Below are 24,184 nucleotides of genomic sequence, written 5' to 3' on the forward strand. Positions count from 1 at the left end.
TATGGATAGAGCTGAAAGAATCAAGAAATATCTGGCGTTCAAAGAACAAGAAAAAGCTGAAAAACTGGAAGAAAATAAAGAGCTCATAGATTCCTTTACAAGACATTGCAAAAGTTATGGAGTTGAATTACAAGCTTCTGATTTTGATTACAACCACGCTTTAGGTGTCCATTGTTGTTCAAAAGATATTGTTCTTAGAATAAATCCAAAGATGGCCTCAGACAAAGAAGATTTATATGATTTTAATGACTTGCTTAACACGTACTCTAGGAAGCCATTTTCTGAAGGTTCCTTCTATACCGAGAATCATATTTTTTATGCCAGCAACTATTTTCGCAGAGGGTTTTATGGGAATAATAACTTCGCACCACGCTTCATAGACCATTTCTGGAAACACAATTTTAGCGGGAACAAAGTTGGTATTGCGTTAGATTTGGATAAAGTGCGTATTGATACTGAGGGTCCTTTTTTGATTGAAGAAGATACTTGGTACGGTGGTAAATTTTCGGAAGATATCAGTTCAATCAAAGACGGCGTAGTTCATTTGAGACCACCTCAATATCTGGATGATATGGAACTTGAATTCTTTTATTCTGATGCTTTTGCATTGGATATCTATTGGTATTCTTACGAAAATATAAAAGTATTCCAAGCATTAGAATTCAAACGACCTAATGTCACAATTGAAATGGAAAACGAAACGTATTTTCCTGTAAGGTATGTACACGCAGAATATGATATGGATTCAAAATGCTTTCGTCATTTCGATGGTGCTTTGCAGTTTTATACAGAAGCAGAATATTATGAACGTAGGACAAACAATTTCAATAATAAAGTCAAAGGCGAATACCAAGTAAAAAGCCAATCCAAAAAATTGTTCAAAATAAATGGTCAACTTACCGTTAAAGACTGGATTAAGTTCATAAGTCATTTTTTCGCTAAGAATCCTTTAATTCTCGAATATTTTGAAGGTGAAGAACCGGATTTTTTGCGACCCACGCTTGAAGCCATTAAAAGAGATAGACAAATCAAATAACCAAGTTTAACAATGAAATTTGAAAAAGAAGAAAAGAAAAACGAAACCAAAGGAATGCTCTACGAAGCATACCTAAATAGAGGCTTGCGATTTGATAGGCGAAAACGACGCGCCTCAAAGATGGAACTGCTCACCTTATCAATACCGAAAATGGTAAAGGATTCAAGTTTCACGGAAGTGCCAGCAAACAACTTGCAGAATTGAAAAAACGACTTCAAGAATCTACGCAACTGATGATTAAGCATCTTGATTTGGATTCAGTAAATGAACGGGCTTTACATAATTTTTTAAAAGAATTAGAATCTGCCAGCAACTCTAATGATATAGTCCAGTTGGTTGATGAAGCAATTTACTTTACACAAAAAAACAAATAAAATATGGCAAAAGAAAAAGAGATATTCATCAGTCACTCAGGTAAGGACAAACAGATAGTAGATAATTTTATTGATTTAATATTGCAGGGTGGTTTAGGCATTCACATAAACAAAATATTTTGCACTAGTACTGATGGTGCCAAGATAAAATCAGGAACGGATTGGCGCAATTCCATTCTCGATGCTTTGCAATCGGCCAAAATCAATTTCCTAATCATTACACCAAATTATAAAGAAAGTGAAGTATGTATGAACGAGATGGGTGCCGGCTGGGTTACTTCTGCGGAAGTAATTCCCTTGATTGTAGAGCCTATCAATTACAAAACGGTTGGCGTGATACAAGAGCCCGTTCAAATCGAAAAACTGTTGGATGAAAACAGTTTGGACCGAGTGAGAGATATTCTTCAAGAAAAACTAAGCATTCCAGCTTCAGAAATTAAAAGTGACCGGTGGACAGCCAAGAAAAAAGAGTTTGTCTTAAAGACTAAAAATCACTTAAAGGATAATGAGTTCAAAAAGCCATTGGACCGGGAAGAGTTTGACGAGTTGATTAAAGAAAAGGATGAACTTGAAACAACGTTGACCAAGCTTATCGAAGAGAAATCTGAATTGGAAAACCTGGTGGAAGAATTAAAAAGTGCCAAAGATAAAAGCGATGTTGCCAGTATTGTAAAAAAGTATAGTGATACCAACGATTTCGATGAATTTGTAGAATTGACCAAAAGAGTAGACAAAGCTTTGTCAAGTTTTCATCCCATAATTGTCGGCATCATATTTAAGACGTATGCCTACAAAGATATCAATATTGAAGCTCTAGCGTATAAGGAACAACTGGACGAGGCCTTGGCCAATGACTTTATAAACGAAGAAATGGAAGCTAGCTTTGGGAAAACTCGAAAAATGGAAAAACTAGAGCTACTTTTGGATGAACTGTCCTCTTTTATGAAGCGGGACTTGTCACCCGAGTTCGACGAACAATTCGAAGATGAGTATGAAGATGCACCATTTTCAATAACAAATAAGCTGTTTTGGGAAGATGTTTTAGGGGTCACTCTTTACTTTAGTTGAAAAGCCAACTTAAAAAGGCCCTTTATCCCGTGGTCCATTGTAGTCAACTTTCCATTTGCCATTTTCCTGAACAAGTTTAAAGATACCTGGCTTTCCGTCATACGAAGTACTATATTTAACCCACGTTGCTTCACCTTCTACTTTTTCGTCTAAAATGTCAACGGTTATGGTTTCATTGGTTTCAGGTATCATATCCAGAATGGACACTAGGCTGGCGTAACCTTCTTCTGTCGTATGGGTTTTTAACTTAGACTTGTCTTTTGTAAAAAAGCTTTGGGCTACTACTTTGGCAGTTTCCGATGGTGTTTGCGTTTTTTGTTCGGCACAGGCCACGAAAAGTAAAACGAAAGTGCAAATCAGTATATTTTTCATAATCAATCAATTTGGGTTATTTATCATTCGGTGCGGGATTTTTAGTTTGATATCACGTTCACCGTTTTTTTCATTGAGTTCTAAAACCACCCTTCGTTCATCAGACATTGAAAACTTTGGTAGTACATAAACCAATCTTTCGGCCGTACCTTCTTTTATTTTGGAAGGCAATCGATGTTTGTGAAGTGGTTCTTTATATATACTTTGCAAAGACTTCCTTTTGCCTTTTTGTCGGGTTTCAACAGATAGATTCAAGAAATCCAAATCATAATCCATTGAGCTTTTGTTTTTGATTTCGATAACGAAATACAATTCTTCCTTATCGAAAACGATATTTTCAAGTCTTAAAACCACACCATCATTCCGGTTTCGCCTTAAGGGAATGTTCGGCTTCTGGTTTAAGAGATATGAACAAAAACGCCCAAAATATTGTTGTCTGCTTAGTGGTACTTTGGGAATTTCATTTTCTTCAGAAATACTATCAAAAGACCTATTTTCATTACCGATACTATTCGCATCAGAAATAAAATAATTCAGCTTAGATAGCTTTTCCTTGTACTTTACAATATACGAAAAAATTGCTCCATTTTTATTGATTACCAGTAGATTACTTTCTTTTCCACGCTTGGCTTGAAGCAGTCCTAAATGCTGTTCTTTCTCGCGGTTGAACGTGAACACAAAATTCTCTGAACCCGTGATTCCCTGGCGAATAGGTTCAGGAAAAAACAGCGCTACATTCTTGGTATCATTGGCATAAATGGTGTCGAGGACAGTTGTGTTTTGACTATTCGCTGTAGCCTGTGCCGAACAAGGTCGAGGTGCGAAAGCAAACAGTGCTATTGTTAAAGAAAAATATAGTCTCATAGTTTTGGTTTTAAAATGAGTTTGTAATTATTGACTACCGTAACTTTTACCCTGCGATTGTTACGTCTGAAAACCCTGGTCACACCACTAATTTGCGGAAGGCTGGGAATGTTGACTTGACCCACCACATCATCTAATACTTCATTTGTAGCTTCAGCTCTAAAGTTGTTTTCCACGTAGATTCCCTCACTGCCATCCTGTAAATCGAAGGCCTTCAGTTTTGTAGGATGATGGTTGATGTTTTCAATTTCAATCAAAGCACGATTGGGCTGAAAACTTATAAACCCAAAGATGGGTGTATTTTTAGGCATCAGCTTCCCATTGATTTCAGCAGCTTTTGTCAATCGCATCCGCAACCGGCTATTCGTTTTTACGACCTGTTCGCCATCAACGACCACGTAAATAGTTTCATCGGTATTACCAATGATTGTTAATTCATTGACCTTTGGCGAAGCTGCAAAGAACAATTGATGTTCCAGTCCAATTTCTTTGGTTTCGATTTCCTTCTCTTTTTGGACTTTCGAGGAATCTATTGCAACGGCTTGTTTTTTGGGAACTCGTTTTCGGCTAACTCTTCTGCCACTCTTCTCGGAATATTGAATTCTGTTGGCTTTATAGATGCTGTCCACAATCTGTTGTTTTTGCTGTTCAGGCAAATCAGGATTATAAAGCCCCGTTGAATCCAATAACTTTTCGTCATAGATGCTTGGTGCCGTACTTTCACGTACTTCTTTTAGGTCATTGATGGCATCGAGTTTGGAATGGTATTCCTTTTGGTCTTCTTCCAATTCTGGCACAAGAGTCTGTTGAAGGGTATTTTCATCACTGTCCTCATCTTCCATCAGCATTACCGAATAGGAAATGAGGAAGAGGAAAATGATGGCCAATACGCCAGCAAAAATGATTTTATTCTTTTCTACTTTCATAATCTATTTTTCTTAAAGTGTTTTCGAAATAATTGGTAATCAACAACCCGTGTGGATTGTTTGGAAAGTTTCGGTCCACCATAATCAGATTTCCGGCGGAAACGAGTTCATAAGTATCGATGACCGAACCACGATTGATTTCAAAAATGGTCACTGTCCGGAAAACATAGCTTCCGTTTTGCTGCTCTACTTGGGAATCTATACTCAGTACTTTTTGGACCAGCGAGTATTGAAGCAATCTGTTGTAAACGCCATCGGCCTTTTTCTGACGATAGAGATTATCCACAGAACTGTTGGCCAGCCAAAGTGCCTTTTCCAGATTGCGTTCATAGTTGCTAGCATCGATATTGTAAAAATAGGTGTGAAATAGTTCTAAGTGTGCCAGAGCTTCCACTTTGAAGTTCTCTTTTTGGGTAACGAGCTTTAACGGAATGATTGTGCCATCGGTATTGATGGCAAAAGCACTATTGAGTGCATCCTGTTCGGTCTTAAATGCCATCCAAATGGCAAAACTGCTGGACAGCAGGGAACAGATGACAACTGCTAAAACAATAAGTCGATTTAGTTTCAAGACGCTGTAAATATTTTTGTAAGGTGTTTTCATAGTTAACTGGTAAAGAGTCTGAGGGTGAAAGAAATAGCACGACGATACAGTTTGAATTTTAGGAACACGATAAAGCCAACAGAGCCTAATTGAACCACTGGTGCAAAGAAGCCTTGTCCAACATCCGTTCCGAAGAGATTCGTCCAAAAGTTGGTATTAATTTCAGTGTAGAGTGCATTCACAAAAATGTTGACCAGGAAGAAAGCTGGCACCAACATATAGACCGCTGCGTATAACTTGAAAAACGTATAGGCTAGTGAACGAAACTTTTCAAATACTGCCAAACTAATGACCAACGGAAAAAAGGCTTGCATTATACCTAAGAGAAAGAAGCGTTCTGCCAGAAAAAGCGGATAGATGAACAAGTCCAATAGCCATAGAATAACCCCAAGAATAAACGCCAATATCTTAAAACCGAACAATGGTGTTATCAAAGCCTCATACAATAATGACATAGCAGCCTTTGCGACCTCGATGACACTCACTTCTTCTTCAATGGGAATATCCTGCATCTGTAGTGGAAGCAATGCTGGTGCCGTACCTCGATATTGCCCTTCAATGGAAACCAGAATAGCATCAAAGAAGCCAAGTACTTGTGTTGAAAAAATGACAATTAGTACAATGGCAAAATTCTTGGCCAGTTCGCCCGGACTTAATCCCCAGGTATAACCGTCCTTATTGGCAACACCTTCATTGTATTTCTTCAATATATTGACCAGAAAAAACAGCACGGCAAGTGTTTTCATCCCAGCAATGGTGTACTGCGAGAAGCTGCTGTTCTGAATCGTCTGAAAGACGGTGTCGATATATTCCAGTCCTATTGACATTGATTTTAGTATTCGGTTTCTCGGTTATTGATTTTATCCTGCATTTTTCTAAAGGAAATAATATCCTCGTAGCGTTTTGTCTTGGTGCGAACTCTGGAAATCATTTCTTTAGATTCCTGTTCTTTGATTTTCAGGATTTCAGCACGTTCAGCATCGGTCATTTTTAGGAAATCACTGGAAAGGATGTCGTCAATGAACTGAGCGGTTTCAACAGAATTGTCCAACAATTCGGTAAATGAATTGCTAATACGGTTGATTTCTTCGGGCTTGATGTAAGGCGAATTCAGAATACCCGAAAGGTCGTTTTGAACCAAATTGAACAACTGTTGATGGTTCTGGGCAATTTTACTGACGGCATTAAGATTTTGAATAACGCCTGCCACTTTTTCAAGGTTTTCCTTTTGCTGTTTTAGAAATTCGACCGTTTGTAAAAGCTGTGACGTCTGTTTAGCCGACTCAATAAGCGACTTGGCCAAACTGATAAAGTTAGTGTTGTCATATACTGGCATTCCCTGGGCAGTAGCACCTCTTGGCATTAAAAGGGCTGCCATAAAAGCCAACCCAAATAAAAAAGATTTGATTTTTGTCTTCATAATGTTATGTTTTAGATGTGAATTGAATGATTGCTTTTTCCATATCGTGATGCTCGTTGTAGAACTTCATTATTTCTTCGTTTTCTTTTCCATCGGTCAAGTAAGCTGCATACACTTCTTTTGGAACTTCCAACCGGAAGATGTTGCTTTCTTTCCCGATTTTGATGAACATTTCGGTGTACTTCCGTGGTCCGGAAAGGTTGTTTTTGATGGATTTTAATTGGTTCAAATCGTGGCTGGATAGATTTAGCCGTTTGACCAATTCATCATAGCCTTTTTCGTTATTCAGACTATAAATGACTTGGGTATTTTCGAGTATGCTCGCCGATGTGGAATTGTTTGGTAACTGATTGATGGACTGTAGAATGATACCGATAGCGCCATTCTGTTTACGGATGGCTTGATAGTAGAACTCTACACTTTCCAATACGTTGTCAAACTTCAGTTGCTTGGCAAACTCATCGAAAAGGATGATTCCTTTTTCGGCACGGTTGCGCCAGATGGTGCGTTGGATCGCCGACTTTATGAGCTTGAGCATCACGGACAGTATTTCCTTATTGTCCTTCACTTCATCCAGCTCAAAAACAATCAAGCGCTTGTCCTCGATTTTATAGGTCTGGTCTTCGCTTACTTCAAATAGGAAGCTGTATAGACCATCGCCTACATACTCAGACATTACGTGCAAAAAGCTCGTTACATTAAAGTAGTCGGGATGGATTTTTAGGTCACCCAGAATATCCTTCTGATGCCTTTCTATAAAATTGTAGAAACCTTCGAGCGAATGATTTTCTGAAGTGCTATCGTAATAGTGTCGCAATATCTTTTTGACCGAAACGGATTGTGCCTTGGTCACTTTTAAATCTGAAGCGAACAGTTCAAACAGGAAGACAGATAAATCTTCAAGCCGTTCTGGTGTCAAGTCATTTTTATCGCTGATGAAGAATGGGTTGATACCCAAGTTCTTTCCACTTTTGTAACGAAGTACGGTGTACTTTTCAGGGTAGAGTTTGGCAAACTTGGTATAAGAGCCACCCAAATCGATAATGACCAGGCGAACGCCACTCTCAAAATATTGGCGTAGTATATTATTTGCCAAAAAAGATTTGCCTTCACCCGTTGGGGCGAAAATGGCAAAGTTCCGGGCTTTGATACGTTTCTTACGTTCATCCCAAACATCCTTTAAAACAGGAATGTTATGCTCTCGGTCATTAAAGATGATTCCGGTGTCATCAGATTTATAGTTGGTGTTATTCAGGAACAGGCAAAGCGCGTGCTTTAAATCGGTGACGTATAAATCATTGTTTGAGAAATTGGAAGAATAGCAACAATAGCTATTGAGGATGTAATTTTTTCGTTCTTCACCCCTCGGATAGTATGGGATGATATCCAGTTCCTTAAACTCGGTCTTTATTTTTGAAGTAATGGAATCCAGACTCTTTTTGTCTTTTGCCCAATAGACTACATTCAAATGACCACGAATTATCCGGGCATTGTCGTCGGCATTGATTTGGTCAAGGATGTGCTGGATTTTCCCAAGTACCACTTTATTCTGCGAACCGAAATTGGAACTTTTGTTCAGCTCTTCGATTTTCTTGTCAAGTAGTTTGCGCCATTTCTGTTTGTCATCCAGATACAATATTTGGTTGACGATGTGGTTCTCGTTCAACGTAAGCCCTAAGCCATCAATAAACCCCTGATGAAACACAAAATCGTCCGAAGTGAATTTCTCATTGGTCTTGCTACTCTGCACACTTTCGCCAAAGCACAGTTCACTGTTGACGGCCAGGGCATCAAAATGATTGTCACCAATGGTGACGTTCTTTTTTTCCAATAGGATATCGGTATCAAATCCCTCGCTGAATCCGTTGAAATAATCGGTGGTGAGTTGCTGTATGTCTTTGGCTTGAAGCGAAAGAAAACGCATCTTTCTGCTATTGTTGATGAAGGACACCGAATCGCTTACTGCGTTAGCAAATACCTTGATATTATCATCTAATTGTTGGAAAATGCCTTTGGAAACCCTTCGGAATGGATTGACATATTTTGGGTTGTTGAGTGCCTTGTTTTTGGTCAGGATAAAGAACAAGTAGCATTGATGTTCGATATACCCACGACCTTTAAAATGGTTGTGCGTAGCTTTTTCAAGAAAAGATTCATTGGGCAATTGTTCTGACGAGTAGGACTTCTTCAAATAGATATCCTGTTTATGAACGACCGTTCCAACAGGTAATGACTTCAAAGCTTGAAACCAGGCACCGTGAATGTCCTCAAAATCCTTTTCGGAAAGCGAGTAGATTTCAGGTAAGTTCCCTTTATAGCATAGCACAACATTGCCATTGTTGGCAAAGACAATATTATCCTGAATATCTGCAATGGGTTGATATGCTGAAAGGTTCAACTTATTCATAATCAAAACCAGAATTACGCTTGTTACTGATGATTTTTGGGAAGGGATTGCTCATTTGGAAAAGCTGTGGGTTGTTGGCTATTCGGGTCAAAGCAATATAGAGTCCGCCATTAAAGACCATTAAGCCGATAATGATACCAAAGCTGAACGAAAAGATGATGATGAGCAATGATGCCAAAATGGATACCATCATTAAGGCAAATAGCGAAATGGGCAGGCCAAAGATGACCGCCCGTTTCCGCATATTTCTATAGACTTCAAACTTCTTCACTACACTACGATGCCTATTAAATAGGTGAAGATTCCAACTACTGCGCCAGCGATAAGCACAAAGACCAATACACGGGTAATCCCTTTTTTGAGGTCGGCATTCTCGCCAAAGAAGTGACCTGCATTAAATAGGAAACCAATAAGGAAGATGACCCCTAATATGATTGGGAAAATAGCTCGGATGGTATCGGAAACATCGTTGACCGAATCTTCAATACCACCAATTTGTGCAAAAAGCGATGTGGATAATAGCGAAAGTAGGACCGCCAGAAGGAGTGATTTTTTCATAACGAATGGGTTAAAATTTTTGGTTCATTTTCATTATGTGAAATTTACATATATTTGAATATAAATAACTGAAAATCAAATATTTGTGAATAAAATATTATTTGATATGGTTTGATTTTCGTTGCTATTAAATGGCATTAAATTCTATGGAATTTTGAAGTGTAACTGTTGAAAACCCAAAAGATGAAAATGAAAAAGTGGCTCAAAAACGTCAGTTTTATAATTTTACTTCTCAAAAGTTGCATCTTTTTGGGTCAGGATTTGAATGCAAAAAAGATAGTTGTAATTGACCCTGGTCACGGCGGAAATGATTCCGGTGCGATTGGTAAAAATGAAGCTCAGGAAAAAGATATAGTGTTAAACCTTGCAAAGGTCATTTTAAAGCTCACTAAAAAGTCAAATTCGCCTTTAGAAATCTACTCGACCAGATATGGTGACACGCTAATTTCTTTGATTGATAGAACCAAGTTGGCCAAGGCCTTAAAAGCAGATTTGTTTTTGTCCCTGCATTGCAATCATTCTGATAATTCAGATGCAAGAGGTGTAGAAGTCTATGTGTCCAATACACAATCTAAATATTATGGTGAATCAGTTTGGACAGCGTTCCAATTACAGGCTGATTTTAATGAAAAGTTGGGCTTTGAAAGTCGTGGTGTCAAGTTTGCAGGCTTTCAGGTGCTTCGGGAAACAATTGATTTTATGCCATCGATGCTTTTGGAATTGGGTTTTTTGAGTAATGAGGATGAAAGCCGTTACCTCTCGGATAATCTTAATATCAACGATATCGCTGTTACAATTTTATCAATTATAAATACTTCAGATTTATGAAAGAACTATTTTTAGAGTTAAAAAGGAACTTAAAGGAAACTGTGGTACAATTTATTTCAGAAGTAGCCCTATTATGGAAATATTTCCGAAGAGAAAGAAATTAAGTTTTGGCAAAAACTTGAAACTTTGCCATAGTTTAAATTTTTTGAAAACCGCATTATTTTCGTTTATCCCCAGCCCCTTTATCAAAAGCGATCAAATTAAAGAGTTCCCGCATACGGCTACGGACACGGTTGCCATAGCGTTCTTCCAGTTCTTCGGCATTTAGGTTGGTGGTAGCGTGGGTCTTGATTTTTCGTTTAGTGTTAAGGTAGAGTTCATAACGAGAGAGTAGCACTTCACCCATCACATTTAAGTCCTTGCCATAAAAACGGCCTGCTGGTTCTACGCCTAAATCATCAAAGCAATAGAATTTGATATTGCCATAGTCTTCAACGGTTTTAAATCCTAGATGGTTAAACCCAAAGGCAACGTTTCGGCAAGGAATCATTTCATAAGGGCGATGGTGTGGGACAATGTATCTCAGCAGCTTCATCAAACTGGTCTTACCGCAACCCACAGGTCCCGAAAGTAAGATGCCTTTATCAATGTCAATTTCATACTTCTCACAGTTTTCCTTATCCCTTATAATGTAGTAACAAAGACGTAAAAGGATGGGTTTGTCCTCATCATAGATTCTAAACTTTTTACCAAAAAGTATTTTGCCCTTTGCATCCAGATAGGTCAATATTTTAGGGAAATCGTAAAGGACGTGTTTCCCGTCAAATTCGCCTAGGGAATATTCCACGCTGCCTTCGATGATTTTAGAGGGGTTGTCCATAGTCTTTGCTTTTAGTGGTTCGCAGGTTGTCTTTAATCTGGGACGCTTGTTTCTTGTTTGGTTTGTTTCCCGTGGCGAATAGTTCAGTTCTATCCATCCAATTGATGGCCACGGCACGCCAATCCCTAATCGGTTCGTTATCGCCAGTTTTCCAATTTCGATTTTTGTAATGCGCATAAAACTTTTCAGCCTCAGACACATCAAAATGTTTTTCTTCAAAAAAATCAATCACAGCCAGAAAGTCCTTTGGCTGTTTAATAAAGTTTTCTTGTTTGATATGGTTTGTATTAGATACCAATGCTTGTCCACCATTGGGACGGTGCTGGTTCACTACTTGTCCATTTTTGGGATGGTGCTGTCCCTCAACGGGTACAACTATGGGATGGTACTGTTCCGCAAGCTGTTCCAATATGGGATTGTACTGTCCCGTAGCAGGTTCATCGGTTGTACCTAAAATGGACATCTTGAATTTACTACCCTTGTATGGATTGTTGGACGGAAAGTAGGATAGATAAGACCAGGTATCCAAGTCAACGATACAGCGATGGTAAGTTGATTTTGAACCTATCTTTGCCACACGCATCAATTCCCTACGGTTCACATAGAATTCATCCATAAAACGGCAACTGTTCCATTCTTGGAACAGCGCCATATAGAGACTGATATGGGTAGGATTTAAGCGGTCATCAAAATAGAACTTCTCAAAAGCCGCATTAAGTAGCTTTATATAGTTCATATTTTAGGAATTTAACCCATGGTGCACGCGATTAGCTTCCATAACCTTTTGAATTTCGTCCACGTCATAGAAAATGATACCACCAACTTTAGTGTAGGGCAAGGTGCCGTTGATGCGAAGATTTTGAAGGGTGCCTGGACTAATCTGAAGCATTTCCATTACTTCTGATGATTTTAAATACTTTTTGATTTTTCCAGAGGCCTGCCTGGCCAGTAGTGTTTTAATATCGTCGAGCAATTCCATTTTGAATTCCCGCAGGTCATCTGTAGTAATAATTGATGTCGGCATAATAGAACGATTTAAAAGAAAGGGACTATCGCATAGGCTGTCAACTCATTTGATAGCCCCTAACCTGATTTGACTTTCGTTCTACAAAATTGAAGGGGATTAATGGATTTTGTTCACAAGTTGAACCCAAGTTGGGTGAAAATTTAACATCTTGGATTTTGGACTTATTTGGTGCGATTTGAATTGATGATGGCATTAATTTCAGTCCTGCGAAATCATTTATTTCAATCAAAAATAGAAAACCCAAGTTGGTATAACTTGGGGATGTTTCCAATACAATAAAACATCATTTTCTAATTGTCGGTTTCTTTCATTCTGGTTACTAAGGCAACTTTGAGGGAATCAAGAAACTTAGCGTTGTCTTTATTTCTCGCCCGTATTTCTACAAAGGTGCGGTAAACATCGCCGAGCTCAATTTGAAGGATATGCTCAAAAGCCTTTGCCAGTTCCTTTATTTCACATTTTATTGCGCCAGAAGCAACTAGGGAATAAATCAACTCAACAATGTCTGTTTTAGAGGCTAAACATTGAATGTCAAATTTTGAATCAATTGAATTTCCTTGCAGTGATTTAATTTTGTTCTCAATGAAGGCCACCATTCTGGTAGAAGCCTTGAATTCGGCCAAAAGCATATCTGCTGGGGTATTGAATTCAATATCAAAAAGATAATTATGTTCTTGATGTAAGAAGCCTTTGCTGTTTTCTTTTCGTGTGAAATAATACTCATCAAGATAAGAGTCGTTCATTTCAAGATAGTGGCCAAGGTCAATGTGTTTTAGGAAAAATGCATTGCAATTATCAAGCTGTGTTGCATAGTAACTCAATTCTTGATTAACAGCGCCTTTTGGTAACTGCAGCTGCAGTTGTATGCGTTTTGTTTGATACACTAACTCAGCAAGGGGAAGCTGCTTTAAATTCTTAAAAAAATTTATCTCATTACCAACAGTTTTGAAGCCTTTGGATACAACTTGCTTTCGCATGTTCGAAAGGCATTTTTGAGATAGTTGAATTACTCGTCTACGCAGATAAAGTGGCGCGTTTTGCTGAACCTTTAACTTACTAAGGTTGTCTTTAAAATCATCTGATAGTTTTTGATACAGCATGCTTCCGTAGGTTGAAAAGTCACAACCACTACCAAAAGCTTGTTAACGTAAGTAGAACATCTTCAAGAAATAAATGAATTTCCGATTGGTGTAAATGTGTCTTCCAATAGTGTCTGGTTAACTCTTTTCTTAGGTTCATTTTGAAAAGTTTAGGCCTATGAAGGTAATGTCATTTCTCGACTTTAAAGAATTGGAAACGACGTAATTACTTACGTAGATAACGTATTTTCATACGTTTCCATTTTATATAAAGTTTTTTACTTCCGTTTGGGATGAAATTTTTTGAGGAATTCGGTTCGGTTTTTCACACCTGTTTTCTTGAAAATATTTGAAGCGTGTTTTGATACAGTCCTTTCGGCAATATAGAAGTTTTCCCCTATTTCCTTATACGACCTTCGGCTGAGAATTGATATAGCTATCTCTATTTCCCTTCGGGTGAGGTTTTCATAAACCAGTTTAGTGCCGTAGGATTTTCCTGTGTTTCCTTTTTGAAGCGAGAAAACGCCATAAAGTTTATTCCTGTTTTCAAGAAAATACAGATAGCGGTCTATCTCAATAGCCGTAATGGCATAAAACGCACTGTTCATCACGGTAAAAGTTAACCACTGATAGTCGCCAAAAAGGGTCAATACAGGCAATAGAACTATACTTACAGCGCAAAGCATTGATAGTTGATATCTTCTTACCATAAATGAGTTTGTTTTGGGTATTCGCTTTACATGTTCCCTGAAAGCCCACAGAAAATAAAACGCCATCCCTGCCACAGGGATAGTAAAGCATGCCCTTGCGATAGTAATGGAATTGGTGATGTAAAATGGCAACAAATACAGAAAGACAAAGCTACCAGCCATCAAAAGAATAATCTTTTTGATTGAGAGATATGCTGTGGTCATAACAATGTCAAATTCCATGTAGAGATAGTAGGCCATATACACACAAAGCCAAATTGCAATGCCATAGTTTATGATATACTGAAGAATTAAGGGACCGGGAAAATTAGTAATTGGCAAGAAGCCGCCACTAAGATTATAGGCAATGAACAAACCACCAAGGTTTATATACCGTCTGATGGAACCCTGTTTCAATTGACTTCCTTTTAAAATCGCAAATAACACAATGAAAACATCTATCAACAGATAGAAAAAGGTCGTCCAATGTATTGTTGTGCCGAACATGAGCCTTAGTTTGCATGAGATTGAAATTTGTTGATTGCCAAATTTTTATGAACCTTGTTCCATTGAAATATTTCGCCATTCATAGCGATGTACACTGCTGGACTAAGAAACTGCAGTGCGCCTATCGCATAACCCAAATTAAAGGGTGCATCTGATTCTTTTTCATTCCCGAAAATGAAAGACCCTACTAAAACAATGGTCTTCTTTAGATTTTGATTACCAAGATATGCGGCAGTATCTATCATGGTATAGGTGCCATGGGTAACCAGAATTTTATCAGACTTAGACACCAGAATTTGCTCACTGATTTTCAATCGGTCGTTTTCAGTGATTTCTCGGCTGTCCTTTTTAAAAAGAGATTTCATGGTGTATTCAAAATTCACATTAGCTGCTATTAAAAAGTCTGAAATGGAAATTTTGGTTCTTCCAATATTCTGGTTTCGAGAATTGTCATAGCCTTCGATTGTGCCACCAGTTGTAATAATGTTTATCATCGCTTCACCATTTTTAAATATTAGCCTTTTCATAGTTATATCAGTAATGGGCAGTAGGCGCATTGCTGTGCTTGGTTAGAAATAGGGCCATATGAAGATGAAGGGCTTTTCCAAACATAGGAGTGCCTTCCTCATTGTGATGGTTCCAATCCAATCCAAAATCAAAGCGATTAATTTGTACAGTTAGTTCAAATCCTATGGTATGGTTTGCATCGATTCCTTTTGCCATGCCGTTGTATCGAGTGGTCAGATATACAAGTTGTTTGTGGTTTTTAATGCTCAAATTACCAGGTATGATATAGTGAACATCATCAATAGGTTCCATCCTTTTGCCTTTGAATGTAAAAACAGGACATATATTGGTATTAAAAAAGGTTCTTGATTTCAAGAATTTATCTCGTAGCGGATAATTGGTGTCAATACTGTCGAGGCATCCTTCAAACGCCAATTGGCATTTATCAAAGGAATCAGGTTCGTCTTGAATCAATTGTCCTTTAAATTCTCTAATTATTCCTCTGATTAGCCCAATCCCAACATAATCAACGCTAAAGCTAATATTTGAGTGGTTTTTGTCAATGTTCCATACGTATGGCATAACCTGGGTCTTTAAATGAATTGATTCCTGCAATCAAAACTTTTAAGCATGCAGTAATGAAATCCCATGCCAACGAATTTGAACGCGATTCAAAGAATACATCTAAGGTAGGTATTATGTGAAGCTGACTATTTCATCTATCAAAGTAATTATGTTACTTTTCAAAGTAAAACACCTTGATTAAATATACGTTAGAAAAAAATTAGTACTAAAAATATAATTCAATCGTATTCCAAATATCATTTTGGATTTGACAAATAAGGATTCTGTCAGAAACTGTGAAAGGTTGAAAGGTATTGCGCAAATGAAGCTTCCTTTGTCTTTCGAAAGATTTTAAAAATCAACTAAGCTTATTTCATTAATAACATAACATCTGTGTTGAAGCTTTTAGTCAAGAAACTCTAAAGTAAAACTAGTTTTGAAGTTGAAACGATTTTATCTCAGCAGCATATTGATATTATGAACGTAAATAAAGTTGCGATAAACACTATATAAACTCATCTCAAATCGTTTTGATTTTAACATGGTGAGGTAGGAAGTAGGTTCAATGCATGTAAAAATCTTTTATTCAGGTTTTAGGATAACTTTTTTCTCAATCCCCAATTTCTTCATTCTAGCAAACAACGTCTTATCATTCATTCCTAAAATTGTTGCCGTACCTTTGGGACCACTGACTCTCCAATCGGTATGGTTTAAGACTTTTACGATATAACTTTTTTGCATATCGTCAAGAGGTTTAAAGTCATTAGAAGTATCAAGACCATTTTGCTTAGGCATCCAATGTCCTGGTTTTAGGGTAGTGCCATTTTCAATAATCACTGCACGTTCTATAAGATTTTCTAGTTCTCTGATGTTTCCGGGAAAGCTGTAATCCATCAAGAGTTCGATAGTTTGTTTTGAGATACGTCTAAAGCTTTTTCCAATTTTACTCGAGTACTTTTCTAAAAAGAACTGTGCCAACAATGGTATGTCTTCTTTGCGCTCACGTAAAGGGATGTTATGAATTGGAAAAACATTAAGGCGATAGTATAAATCTTCCCTAAACGTTCCCTTTCTCACCATGTCTTCTAATCGGCGATTGGTTGCCGCAATCACTCTTACATCAACTTTTATAGTTTTTGTAGCCCCAAGTTCGTCAAATTCGCCTTCTTGTAGCACTCGTAATAGCTTAGGTTGTAATTCCACAGGAACCTCACCTATTTCATCAAGGAATATAGTACCACCATCGGCTTGAGTGAATTTACCCACCTTATCTGCAACCGCACCAGTAAACGCCCCTTTTTTATGACCGAACAACTCACTTTCAATGAGCTCTTTGGGTAATGTTGCACAATTAACTTTTATAAGGGGTCTTTTATTTCTGGAACTATTGAGGTGTACCGCGCTGGCCAGTAATTCTTTTCCCGTACCAGATTCACCAGTGATAAGCACGGTTGCATTGGTAACAGCGACTTGAGTGACTTGTGTAAGGACGCGGCTATAAGCCTCACTTTGACAGATAATGTTGTCCAGATTAATTTTTTTACTTACTTCTTCTCTCAGATATTGGTTGTCTATTTCCAGCTCATTTTTTAATTCAGACAATTCGTCTAAGGCAATGCGTAATTGTCTCTCGCGTTCTTTGATAAGCGTTACATCTCTTACAACGGCACAATTAATATCTTCACCTTCATAAATAAGATGATTAGCAACAATATCGGCTGGAAAACTGGCACCATCTTTTCTCGTGATTTCCCGCTGTAATTGCACAGCACCTTTGGCTTTAATTTCATCGAAATGCTCATGCCACCATTCTTTTGTAATTCTCGGGTCTAGGTCATAAATGTAAAAGCTATCGAGCTCTTTCCTTGAAAAGCCCAAAACTTTTGAAACCGAATCGCTGTAATGCAATAGTTTTCCGGCTCTGTTATAGAGATAGACCAAATCTTCGGCGTTATCTATGATTTCCTTGAAGAATTGTAGGTTATTGTTTTTTTGAACCTGCTCGGTCACATCTTGATAAGTACCAATGATATTGTAAATCTTGGATTTGCTCAAGATAGGGTCAGCTATGCACCTGATGTAACGCTTTTCGTTTTTAGAATCTTTTATGGTCAGGATTTCGTCATAAGAAGCAGCCTTTCTCATAGCGTTACTGAGTAAAGCTTTCAGTGTTTCTGATTCTTCAAATCTGTGAATGATGTTTTTAGGCAAAAAATCGTCTTTATCTTCTGTGTTAAACAATTTCAGGCACTGTTCCGTCACAATAATGCTACCGTCTTGAAGGTTGAGTTTCCATCCGCCAGCTTTGGTCATTCTCTGGGAATGTGATAATAAATTGCTATAAAAACTCGATTCGCTAATATCATTTACAATAGCACAGACGAGTTCATTTCCATTATTTGAGAAAAATTGGGCAAAAACCTCTACTTCGTAGTACTTCCCCTTTTTTGTTTGATGGACGGATTTAAAATGGTCGATGCCGTTTTCCTTGACTTTTTTCCAATGTTGTTCCCAAATTTCTGGTGTGACTGTCGGATTGATATTAAAAACTTTGAGTCTTTTGATTTCAGCCAGTTTATAGCCTAAACGCTTGCAGAATCTATCATTGCCGTAAATGATATTGCCAGCTTCATCCATCCACATGATTTTATAGGGAAGGTGTTTCACTTGCCAATCAAATGGGCTATTGGAAAAGTCTTTGTCCGTCATATTTAAAAAATATATCGGCAAACAAAGTACAATTATTATTTCTCAAATAATAGAAATAATTGAAAAATGAAAACAAAAGGCTAAGTATTCTTTTCGCTATGTGAAGGATATTAATTCTCGCTTGAATCCCGACTAATTCCAAGCCGCTTCATCCGAGACTCTAAAGTAGATGGCGGCATCCCTAAAAGCCGAGCGGCACCACCTTTACCGCTTACGCGCCATTTGGTCTTTTCCAGTACTTTTTCCAAATAGGCCTTTTCCAATCTGTCTTTTTCTTGTTTGATACTATCTATGTCAAAATTTTCGTCAATAGGTAATAAATCAACACCGCTGGTTGGCGATTGCCTTGAGAAGTAATTTTCATAGTTGGGAATGTTGCTTCTGCCCGGATAAACCTCTAAAATTTTGCCCTTTTGTGAGATGATAGACTGTTCGATTAAATTTTGCAACTCCCTGACGTTTCCAGGCCAGTCGTAACTATCAAACCGTGTTAAAGTATTTTGAGCAAAGCCTCTAAAGGGTAGGCCAAACTTCTCTGAAATCTGTCGTGCAAAAAAATCTGCCAATAGACGGATATCCTCACCACGACTGCGCAGTGGTGGTACGATGATGGGATAGGTGTTCAATCGGTAAAAAAGGTCAGCTCTGAATTTACCGTTTGCTACCTCTTCTTCGAGATTTCTGTTTGTAGCTGCTATGACCCTAAAATCCAGTTTTAAAGTCTCATTGCTACCTAATCGTTCCACTTCTCGCTCTTGTAGCACCCGCAACAGTTTTGTTTGCAATTCTAGAGGCATTTCACCGATTTCATCTAAAAAGATGGTGCCTTTGTGCGCCAGTTCAAACTTACCTACACGACGTTGCACCGCCCCAGTAAAAGCCCCTTTTTCATGGCCAAATAACTCGGACTCTACAATTTGGGAAGGTATGGCCGCACAATTGACCTTAACCAAAATATGGTCTTTGCGTTTTGATTTGTCATGAAGCGCCCTTGCAATCAACTCTTTTCCCGTACCCGTTTCGCCCAACAGCAATACTGTAGCATCTAAGGTGGCAACCTCTGAGATGTTCTTAAAAATCGTCTGCATGGCCGGACTATTGCCAACCATTTTTTCAAAATCGTATTGCTGTACCACTTCCTTTTCTAAATAGGCGCGCTCTTGTCGTAGTTGACCGTTCAGGGATAGCAATTCCTCATAGTCCAATGATTTTTCGAGGGACTGTGATAAGGAAGGGGCAATACGATTAAAGCTTTCAATATGTTGCTTATTGTAAATGTGCGACTGTTTGCTGTTGATGAACATATAGAAAGCTTTGTCTTTAACCGGCATTTTGACCGCAAGCACACTTTTCAGCTTGAACTTATCTAAAGCCGCTTTTCTGATGGTATTTACTGTTTTGCCCTTATCGAGCATCTCTTTCACCTCTTGAATAAAGGGCATTTGTTTGTCCTCATCTGCCTGTACCTCATTAAAAATCTTAATGTCCAAATTGGTGATTTTTAGAAAGTCGAGCAGCGAAACTTTTCTGTATTCATCAAAGCCTATTCGCTCAAAACCAGTAGAAAGGGCGACCATTTCTTCTTTTTCATAATAGAAGCCGATAAAGTCCCAAGGAAAAAGCTTTTCCAGAGCTAATGCGAATTTTCTTTGGCGTACTTCCCAATCGGTTTCTTTGTTAAGACTTTCAATCAATGAAATCTGTACGCTTTTTTCCAGGTTACGTTGCTCTATTTCCTCGTTGGCCAATACGTTGCTGAGCGCCACAGCAAGTTGGTTGGCAATGGCACTAAACAAAGGAATGTCTTTTTCAGAATAGAAATCGCCTTGCTTGCTATTGAAAGCAAGCATCCCTATTTTTCCCCCCTGATAGACCAATGGACCGCCAAAAACTTGCTTGAGCCCATCTTTTTCCATATAAGGATAAAAAGGGTGGCCAGGGAAACGCTCCATTAACTCTTGCAGCGAGATGGCGACAGGACCATTTTGAATGAAAAAGTCTACCGATTCATCGTGTGGCAGGTAATCAGCAATACCTTGTTCTCGAATTTCATCGGCGTAATGAGAGCCTTCCAACGCACCGGTAATTGCCAAATCTCGATGGTATTGGCCACTCTCATTCAAATTAAACAAGCCAAAATCATCAAATTTAACAAGGGGTTGAATGCGGTTAAAAATAACATTAAGCAATTCTTTTCTGCCTTTTATTCTGGCCACAGACTCACTAATACTAAGAAGCGTTTCTTTAAATGTTTTTTCTTCCACCAGTTGCTCGTTGGCGATGATGTTACTCAAAGCCACACTCATCTGGTCGGTGATGGACTTGAAAAGCGAGAGCTGCCGGTCAAAAGCATTTTCTTGTTTGTTCCAGAAATAAAGTAATCCAATAGTTTGGTCACCTTGTTTGAGCGGACCAGCAATAACCTGCTTGAAAGGCACTTTTTTGCTGTACTTAAAATGAGGATGTTCAAATTGCTCGTAAAGTGTTTCAGTAGAAATTATTATGGTCTCTTGTGCTACTTTTTTTGAAAGCTCGCTTAAGGGCAACCAACCTAGAATTTCGGCATCATGAATTTCCTGGCTGGGAACCGAGATATCGTAGCTGTAATCTACAATAAGGTCGCGTTCTTGTTGATTTTCAAAATCCAGATGAAACAATCCCGCTTCATCAAAGTGGAAGACTTTCTGCAATTTGTCAAAAATGGCACGAACGAGTTCAGGGCCGTTAGTAATATTGGCGATGGATTCGGTAACGGCCAGTAGGTCTTCGGTTTTTTGTTTTTCTTCCACCAGTTGCTCGTTGGCGATGATGTTACTCAAGGCCACACTCATTTGGTCAGTAATGGATTTAAAGAGGGATAGCTGCCGGTCAAATGCCTTTTCCTGTTTGCTCCAGAAGTAAAGTAATCCAATGGTTTGGTTGCCTTGTTTAAGTGGGCCAGCTATAATTTGCCTAAAAGGCACATTTTTGGTGTATTTAAAATGGGGATGTTCAAATTGTTGATAGAGCATTTCAGCAGAAATGACCACGATTTTATTGGCTACCTTTTTAGAAAGCTCGGTTAATGGTAACCAACCAATAATCTCTGCATCCTGAATTTCTTGGTTTGAACCAGAAGTATCGTAACTGTAATCTACAATGAGGTCACGTTCTTGATGATTGTCAAAATCTAAATGAAATAAACCCGCTTCATCAAAGGGGAAGACTTTCTGCAATTTGTCAAAAATGGCGCGTACTAGTTCAGGGCCGGTATTGATATTTGCAATAGACTCTGTGATGTTAAGTAGTTTTTCTGTCTTTTGTTTTTCTTCTACTAGTTGTTCATTCGCCAATACGTTACCCAAGGCTACTGCTACCTGGTCAGCAATGGCCTGGAAGAGGGTGAAGTCTTTTTCTGAAAAGCGATTTTCCGCTTTTGATAAAAAACAGAGTAACCCAATTTTTTTGTCGCCTATGTATAAGGCACCAGCAATGATTTGCGTGAGACCTCGTTCAAGCATTAATTTCCACTGTTCATTCGGGTAAATTTTAGACTGTTCCTTAACATCAAATAAATTGGACTTTTCAACGTATATCCAAGCATCCTTTTCACTACCTGAATAAGGCCACGGTCCCAACAATTGTTTGCGCGGTAAATCATCCTGCAAATCATCAAGGCTTCCTTCATCCAAAAGCTCGTAGAATAGGTCTTGTTCATCGTCAATTACAAATAGACCTGCCGTGTCAAACGGGAAGATGGTTTTTATCTCATTAAATATGACACGTAGCAACGCTTTACGGTCACGCGCTCTGACTAACGCCTGTGTAATTTTTAAAAGACTGGTATTTATGTCTGGTTTGTTTTGGCTCATTTCTAATTCAATTTATAGCCTGATTCAAGCTGTGGTAGGGATGCCATTGCTTTGAAAATAAGCCTGCCTTACAAAAATAATAAAACAACTCATAAAACACGAAAATATCGGGATTATCACGATTTAAATCCTTTATTTTTCGTGAATATCAATACCTTTAATTTATCTCATTGATAAATATATTTTTTAGTATGCTGAAAAACAGATGTTTAAATAAAAAAATATAAGCTCTAGATTTTTGGCACCATTCTGTATATGTGATGTCAAAAATTCTATGAAATGACAACAAATCAAAAATTTATACCCGGTTTAGATATTCACGCTTTCGCGAAAAGCATCTTACCAGATTATGAGAATAGACAAAAGAAGAAATCATCAACCCCACCACAGTTTTTTATAAGCCGTCTAGAGGATGTCGATACCAAGACGCTTTTAGACTCGCCTTATATCTATGATTTTTTTACCGTCTATTTTATCGAGAAAGGTTCTATGTTAAAAATTAATCAGCTAAAAAGTCTAGAATTAAATGCTAATGAAATTTTCTTCTCACGTCCTGGGGAAATAAAAACCTGGCAACAGGCCAACGACCTTGAGGGATATATGTTATGTTTTACCCTTGAGTATCTCTTGTTGTTAGTATGTGATAAAAACCTTATCAACACCTTTGATTTTCTGTTACCCAATGGCAAAAGAAACTTTGTCCTTGATGAACCTTGGTTATCCTTATACAAATCGGTGTTCAATGAATTATACAAAGAATTCCCGATTAGAAAAAAACATTCTGATGAGATAATTAAACTATGGCTCTTTGTACTGCTCATAAAAACCAATAGAATGAACGCTAATGGCAACGGAACCGATGGCCTAGGTACAAAACGGTACACTTTCGATTTTATCTATAGGAAGTTCATGCTATGCTTGGAACAGAACTTTATAGACCTTGCACAGGGCGACGTGGACAGGCCATTAATGGTTAAAGAGTTTGCCGCAGAATTGAACGTAAGCCCTACCTACCTTAGCGAATGTATACGCAGGGTGTCCGGCAAATCGGTAAAATCTATCATAGACCGCAGGACCTTGTTATTGGCAAAATGCCAGTTGTTGCATACCCATAACAACATCTCTGAAATCGCCTATCAATTAGGTTTTGAAAGTTCTAGTTACTTCATCAGGTTCTTCAAACGATTTGAGAGTAAGACCCCTTTAGAATTCAGAAACAGCTTTAGAAAATAGGTCAAATTCAAATGTTATAATGATTAAATCCTTCATATGATTACATACATCCGCCTTCGAATTGCCAACCACGCTCAGTCTCAATTTACGCTAGAAATGTCAAAATTATTGTTCCCCCTGCAAGAGCGGAGCATCTGTTCGCGATATGATTTAACCCAGTGCCTTACTGAACAAGAAAATTTTATCGTCTGTATTCATTGGTTCTATGAATCGTCTCAAAGTGATAAAGGCCACTGGGAACCTGAACGAAAAGACCTTCTTGAGAAGTTGTTTCATGAAATAACCTTTAAGGATGATATTCTAGAAATGCGTACTTACGATATTTTAGAAAGTCACCGATAATAGAAAGTTAGACTATGATTTCTACCATTTTTAAGGTGATAAGTGAAACAAAAAAGGGATACAGCACCGCTAATTTTGAAATTGACCTATAGAAAGCCGTAGCATCGGATTATATAATCTTTAAATCACTACTCTTAATTATTCGTCAAATTTTCTCAAATAACAGAATTTTCTTCTTATTGAGAAGATATAGAAAACAGAAATGAATAATAAATAATTGATTATTAGTTGTTTATGTTCTTGGCATCAGATTAGCCTATAGAATGGCGAACTAAAAATTTAAATGCATTGAAACGAAAGGATTTTTTAAAAACATCGGTTGCAGGATTTGTGGGAACGGTAAGTATAGCGGCAGTAGGTACGAATGGCTCTTCTACCCAAAAATCAAGCGCAGAACAA

General features: G+C 38.0%; 25 protein-coding genes. 7 read left to right on the top strand and 18 right to left on the bottom strand.

Annotated elements, in window-relative coordinates; all coding sequences use genetic code 11:
- The first annotated feature begins 1 nt into the window (after position 1).
- Genes J8281_RS06315 through J8281_RS06330 form a run of 4 tightly spaced genes read left to right on the top strand, consistent with a single transcriptional unit; the run spans position 2 to position 2,478 of the window.
- Positions 2-1,036, top strand: coding sequence for a hypothetical protein (locus J8281_RS06315; RefSeq protein ID WP_210196750.1), 1,035 nt, complete (start codon positions 2-4; stop codon positions 1,034-1,036).
- Positions 1,037-1,048: 12 nt separating this feature from the next.
- On the top strand, positions 1,049-1,240 hold the full coding sequence (locus J8281_RS06320; protein ID WP_210196751.1) for a hypothetical protein: 192 nt from the start codon (positions 1,049-1,051) through the stop codon (positions 1,238-1,240).
- Entirely contained in the window at positions 1,237-1,410 is a 174-nt protein-coding gene (locus J8281_RS06325; RefSeq protein WP_210196752.1) for a hypothetical protein, read from the top strand. Before J8281_RS06320 ends, J8281_RS06325 begins: the two co-directional genes overlap by 4 nt.
- Before the next feature lie 3 nt (positions 1,411-1,413).
- Complete coding sequence (locus J8281_RS06330; RefSeq protein ID WP_210196753.1) at positions 1,414-2,478, top strand: TIR domain-containing protein; 1,065 nt, start codon at positions 1,414-1,416, stop codon at positions 2,476-2,478.
- A gap of 9 nt (positions 2,479-2,487) precedes the next feature.
- Here the strand turns inward: J8281_RS06330 and J8281_RS06335 are convergent, their stop codons facing one another.
- The 9 genes from J8281_RS06335 to J8281_RS06375 are packed head-to-tail and all read right to left on the bottom strand — an operon-like array spanning position 2,488 to position 9,629.
- On the bottom strand, positions 2,488-2,850 hold the full coding sequence (locus J8281_RS06335) for a hypothetical protein (RefSeq protein WP_210196754.1): 363 nt from the start codon (positions 2,848-2,850) through the stop codon (positions 2,488-2,490).
- Positions 2,851-2,856: 6 nt separating this feature from the next.
- Positions 2,857-3,714, bottom strand: a complete 858-nt coding sequence (locus J8281_RS06340) for a DUF4138 domain-containing protein (protein ID WP_210196755.1) — start codon at positions 3,712-3,714, stop codon at positions 2,857-2,859.
- On the bottom strand, positions 3,711-4,640 hold the full coding sequence (traM, locus tag J8281_RS06345; RefSeq protein WP_210196756.1) for a conjugative transposon protein TraM: 930 nt from the start codon (positions 4,638-4,640) through the stop codon (positions 3,711-3,713). The genes J8281_RS06340 and traM overlap by 4 nt, the downstream gene beginning before the upstream one ends.
- Entirely contained in the window at positions 4,621-5,244 is a 624-nt protein-coding gene (locus J8281_RS06350) for a conjugal transfer protein TraK (RefSeq protein ID WP_210196757.1), read from the bottom strand. Before J8281_RS06350 ends, traM begins: the two co-directional genes overlap by 20 nt.
- A 2-nt stretch (positions 5,245-5,246) precedes the next feature.
- A complete protein-coding gene (locus J8281_RS06355) occupies positions 5,247-6,071 on the bottom strand; it encodes a hypothetical protein (RefSeq protein WP_210196758.1) in 825 nt (274 codons plus the stop codon).
- A gap of 5 nt (positions 6,072-6,076) precedes the next feature.
- A complete protein-coding gene (locus J8281_RS06360) occupies positions 6,077-6,664 on the bottom strand; it encodes a conjugal transfer protein (protein WP_210196759.1) in 588 nt (195 codons plus the stop codon).
- A gap of 4 nt (positions 6,665-6,668) precedes the next feature.
- On the bottom strand, positions 6,669-9,071 hold the full coding sequence (locus J8281_RS06365) for a TraG family conjugative transposon ATPase (RefSeq protein ID WP_210196760.1): 2,403 nt from the start codon (positions 9,069-9,071) through the stop codon (positions 6,669-6,671).
- Positions 9,064-9,342 carry a hypothetical protein gene (locus J8281_RS06370; protein ID WP_210196761.1) on the bottom strand — a complete coding sequence of 93 codons (279 nt, stop codon included), beginning with the start codon at positions 9,340-9,342 and terminating at the stop codon, positions 9,064-9,066. Before J8281_RS06370 ends, J8281_RS06365 begins: the two co-directional genes overlap by 8 nt.
- Positions 9,342-9,629: a hypothetical protein gene (locus J8281_RS06375; protein ID WP_210196762.1), complete on the bottom strand. Its 288-nt coding sequence runs from the start codon at positions 9,627-9,629 to the stop codon at positions 9,342-9,344. Before J8281_RS06375 ends, J8281_RS06370 begins: the two co-directional genes overlap by 1 nt.
- 183 nt (positions 9,630-9,812) lie before the next feature.
- Between J8281_RS06375 and J8281_RS06380 the strand changes: the two genes are divergently transcribed.
- Positions 9,813-10,457, top strand: a complete 645-nt coding sequence (locus J8281_RS06380) for an N-acetylmuramoyl-L-alanine amidase (RefSeq protein ID WP_371812591.1) — start codon at positions 9,813-9,815, stop codon at positions 10,455-10,457.
- A 157-nt stretch (positions 10,458-10,614) separates the two neighbouring features.
- Here J8281_RS06380 and J8281_RS06385 read toward each other — a convergent pair whose 3' ends face one another.
- The 9 genes from J8281_RS06385 to J8281_RS06425 all read right to left on the bottom strand — a co-directional run bounded on the left by J8281_RS06385 (position 10,615) and on the right by J8281_RS06425 (position 22,210).
- On the bottom strand, positions 10,615-11,277 hold the full coding sequence (locus tag J8281_RS06385; RefSeq protein WP_210196763.1) for an ATPase: 663 nt from the start codon (positions 11,275-11,277) through the stop codon (positions 10,615-10,617).
- The gene (locus J8281_RS06390; protein ID WP_210196764.1) at positions 11,261-12,013 is read right to left on the bottom strand and encodes a hypothetical protein; all 753 of its coding nucleotides are present in this window, start codon (positions 12,011-12,013) and stop codon (positions 11,261-11,263) included. The genes J8281_RS06385 and J8281_RS06390 overlap by 17 nt, the downstream gene beginning before the upstream one ends.
- A gap of 3 nt (positions 12,014-12,016) precedes the next feature.
- Complete coding sequence (locus J8281_RS06395; protein WP_210196765.1) at positions 12,017-12,301, bottom strand: helix-turn-helix domain-containing protein; 285 nt, start codon at positions 12,299-12,301, stop codon at positions 12,017-12,019.
- 293 nt (positions 12,302-12,594) lie between these two features.
- On the bottom strand, positions 12,595-13,404 hold the full coding sequence (locus J8281_RS06400) for an RteC domain-containing protein (protein WP_210196766.1): 810 nt from the start codon (positions 13,402-13,404) through the stop codon (positions 12,595-12,597).
- 257 nt (positions 13,405-13,661) lie between these two features.
- A complete protein-coding gene (locus J8281_RS06405; protein WP_210196767.1) occupies positions 13,662-14,579 on the bottom strand; it encodes a helix-turn-helix transcriptional regulator in 918 nt (305 codons plus the stop codon).
- A 5-nt stretch (positions 14,580-14,584) separates the two neighbouring features.
- The gene (locus tag J8281_RS06410) at positions 14,585-15,073 is read right to left on the bottom strand and encodes an asparaginase domain-containing protein (protein ID WP_210196768.1); all 489 of its coding nucleotides are present in this window, start codon (positions 15,071-15,073) and stop codon (positions 14,585-14,587) included.
- Positions 15,074-15,113: 40 nt separating this feature from the next.
- Positions 15,114-15,668: a YceI family protein gene (locus J8281_RS06415; protein WP_210196769.1), complete on the bottom strand. Its 555-nt coding sequence runs from the start codon at positions 15,666-15,668 to the stop codon at positions 15,114-15,116.
- Positions 15,669-16,232: 564 nt separating this feature from the next.
- Positions 16,233-18,317: a sigma 54-interacting transcriptional regulator gene (locus J8281_RS06420; protein WP_210196770.1), complete on the bottom strand. Its 2,085-nt coding sequence runs from the start codon at positions 18,315-18,317 to the stop codon at positions 16,233-16,235.
- A 152-nt stretch (positions 18,318-18,469) separates the two neighbouring features.
- Positions 18,470-22,210 (bottom strand): sigma 54-interacting transcriptional regulator, encoded by a 3,741-nt coding sequence (locus J8281_RS06425; RefSeq protein ID WP_210196771.1) that lies wholly within the window; start codon positions 22,208-22,210, stop codon positions 18,470-18,472.
- A 279-nt stretch (positions 22,211-22,489) separates the two neighbouring features.
- Here J8281_RS06425 and J8281_RS06430 point away from each other — a divergent pair, with 279 nt between their 5' ends.
- Both J8281_RS06430 and J8281_RS06435 read left to right on the top strand, forming a co-directional pair.
- Entirely contained in the window at positions 22,490-23,443 is a 954-nt protein-coding gene (locus tag J8281_RS06430) for an AraC family transcriptional regulator (RefSeq protein ID WP_210196772.1), read from the top strand.
- A gap of 36 nt (positions 23,444-23,479) precedes the next feature.
- The gene (locus J8281_RS06435) at positions 23,480-23,785 is read left to right on the top strand and encodes a hypothetical protein (protein ID WP_210196773.1); all 306 of its coding nucleotides are present in this window, start codon (positions 23,480-23,482) and stop codon (positions 23,783-23,785) included.
- Positions 23,786-24,184 lie beyond the last annotated feature (399 nt).

Source organism: Aquimarina sp. U1-2, assembly GCF_017897595.1.
Lineage (GTDB): Bacteria > Bacteroidota > Bacteroidia > Flavobacteriales > Flavobacteriaceae > Aquimarina.

What these genes read in the sequence shown, in the direction of transcription:
- J8281_RS06315 (WP_210196750.1), top strand. Translation starts at nt 2, where the DNA reads ATGGATAGAGCTGAAAGAATCAAGAAATATCTGGCGTTCAAAGAACAA.
- J8281_RS06320 (WP_210196751.1), top strand. Translation starts at nt 1,049, where the DNA reads ATGAAATTTGAAAAAGAAGAAAAGAAAAACGAAACCAAAGGAATGCTC.
- J8281_RS06330 (WP_210196753.1), top strand. Translation starts at nt 1,414, where the DNA reads ATGGCAAAAGAAAAAGAGATATTCATCAGTCACTCAGGTAAGGACAAA.
- J8281_RS06335 (WP_210196754.1), bottom strand. Translation starts at nt 2,850, where the DNA reads ATGAAAAATATACTGATTTGCACTTTCGTTTTACTTTTCGTGGCCTGT.
- J8281_RS06340 (WP_210196755.1), bottom strand. Translation starts at nt 3,714, where the DNA reads ATGAGACTATATTTTTCTTTAACAATAGCACTGTTTGCTTTCGCACCT.
- traM (WP_210196756.1), bottom strand. Translation starts at nt 4,640, where the DNA reads ATGAAAGTAGAAAAGAATAAAATCATTTTTGCTGGCGTATTGGCCATC.
- J8281_RS06350 (WP_210196757.1), bottom strand. Translation starts at nt 5,244, where the DNA reads ATGAAAACACCTTACAAAAATATTTACAGCGTCTTGAAACTAAATCGA.
- J8281_RS06355 (WP_210196758.1), bottom strand. Translation starts at nt 6,071, where the DNA reads ATGTCAATAGGACTGGAATATATCGACACCGTCTTTCAGACGATTCAG.
- J8281_RS06360 (WP_210196759.1), bottom strand. Translation starts at nt 6,664, where the DNA reads ATGAAGACAAAAATCAAATCTTTTTTATTTGGGTTGGCTTTTATGGCA.
- J8281_RS06365 (WP_210196760.1), bottom strand. Translation starts at nt 9,071, where the DNA reads ATGAATAAGTTGAACCTTTCAGCATATCAACCCATTGCAGATATTCAG.
- J8281_RS06375 (WP_210196762.1), bottom strand. Translation starts at nt 9,629, where the DNA reads ATGAAAAAATCACTCCTTCTGGCGGTCCTACTTTCGCTATTATCCACA.
- J8281_RS06380 (WP_371812591.1), top strand. Translation starts at nt 9,813, where the DNA reads ATGAAAATGAAAAAGTGGCTCAAAAACGTCAGTTTTATAATTTTACTT.
- J8281_RS06385 (WP_210196763.1), bottom strand. Translation starts at nt 11,277, where the DNA reads ATGGACAACCCCTCTAAAATCATCGAAGGCAGCGTGGAATATTCCCTA.
- J8281_RS06390 (WP_210196764.1), bottom strand. Translation starts at nt 12,013, where the DNA reads ATGAACTATATAAAGCTACTTAATGCGGCTTTTGAGAAGTTCTATTTT.
- J8281_RS06395 (WP_210196765.1), bottom strand. Translation starts at nt 12,301, where the DNA reads ATGCCGACATCAATTATTACTACAGATGACCTGCGGGAATTCAAAATG.
- J8281_RS06400 (WP_210196766.1), bottom strand. Translation starts at nt 13,404, where the DNA reads ATGCTGTATCAAAAACTATCAGATGATTTTAAAGACAACCTTAGTAAG.
- J8281_RS06405 (WP_210196767.1), bottom strand. Translation starts at nt 14,579, where the DNA reads ATGTTCGGCACAACAATACATTGGACGACCTTTTTCTATCTGTTGATA.
- J8281_RS06410 (WP_210196768.1), bottom strand. Translation starts at nt 15,073, where the DNA reads ATGATAAACATTATTACAACTGGTGGCACAATCGAAGGCTATGACAAT.
- J8281_RS06415 (WP_210196769.1), bottom strand. Translation starts at nt 15,668, where the DNA reads ATGCCATACGTATGGAACATTGACAAAAACCACTCAAATATTAGCTTT.
- J8281_RS06425 (WP_210196771.1), bottom strand. Translation starts at nt 22,210, where the DNA reads ATGAGCCAAAACAAACCAGACATAAATACCAGTCTTTTAAAAATTACA.
- J8281_RS06430 (WP_210196772.1), top strand. Translation starts at nt 22,490, where the DNA reads ATGACAACAAATCAAAAATTTATACCCGGTTTAGATATTCACGCTTTC.
- J8281_RS06435 (WP_210196773.1), top strand. Translation starts at nt 23,480, where the DNA reads ATGATTACATACATCCGCCTTCGAATTGCCAACCACGCTCAGTCTCAA.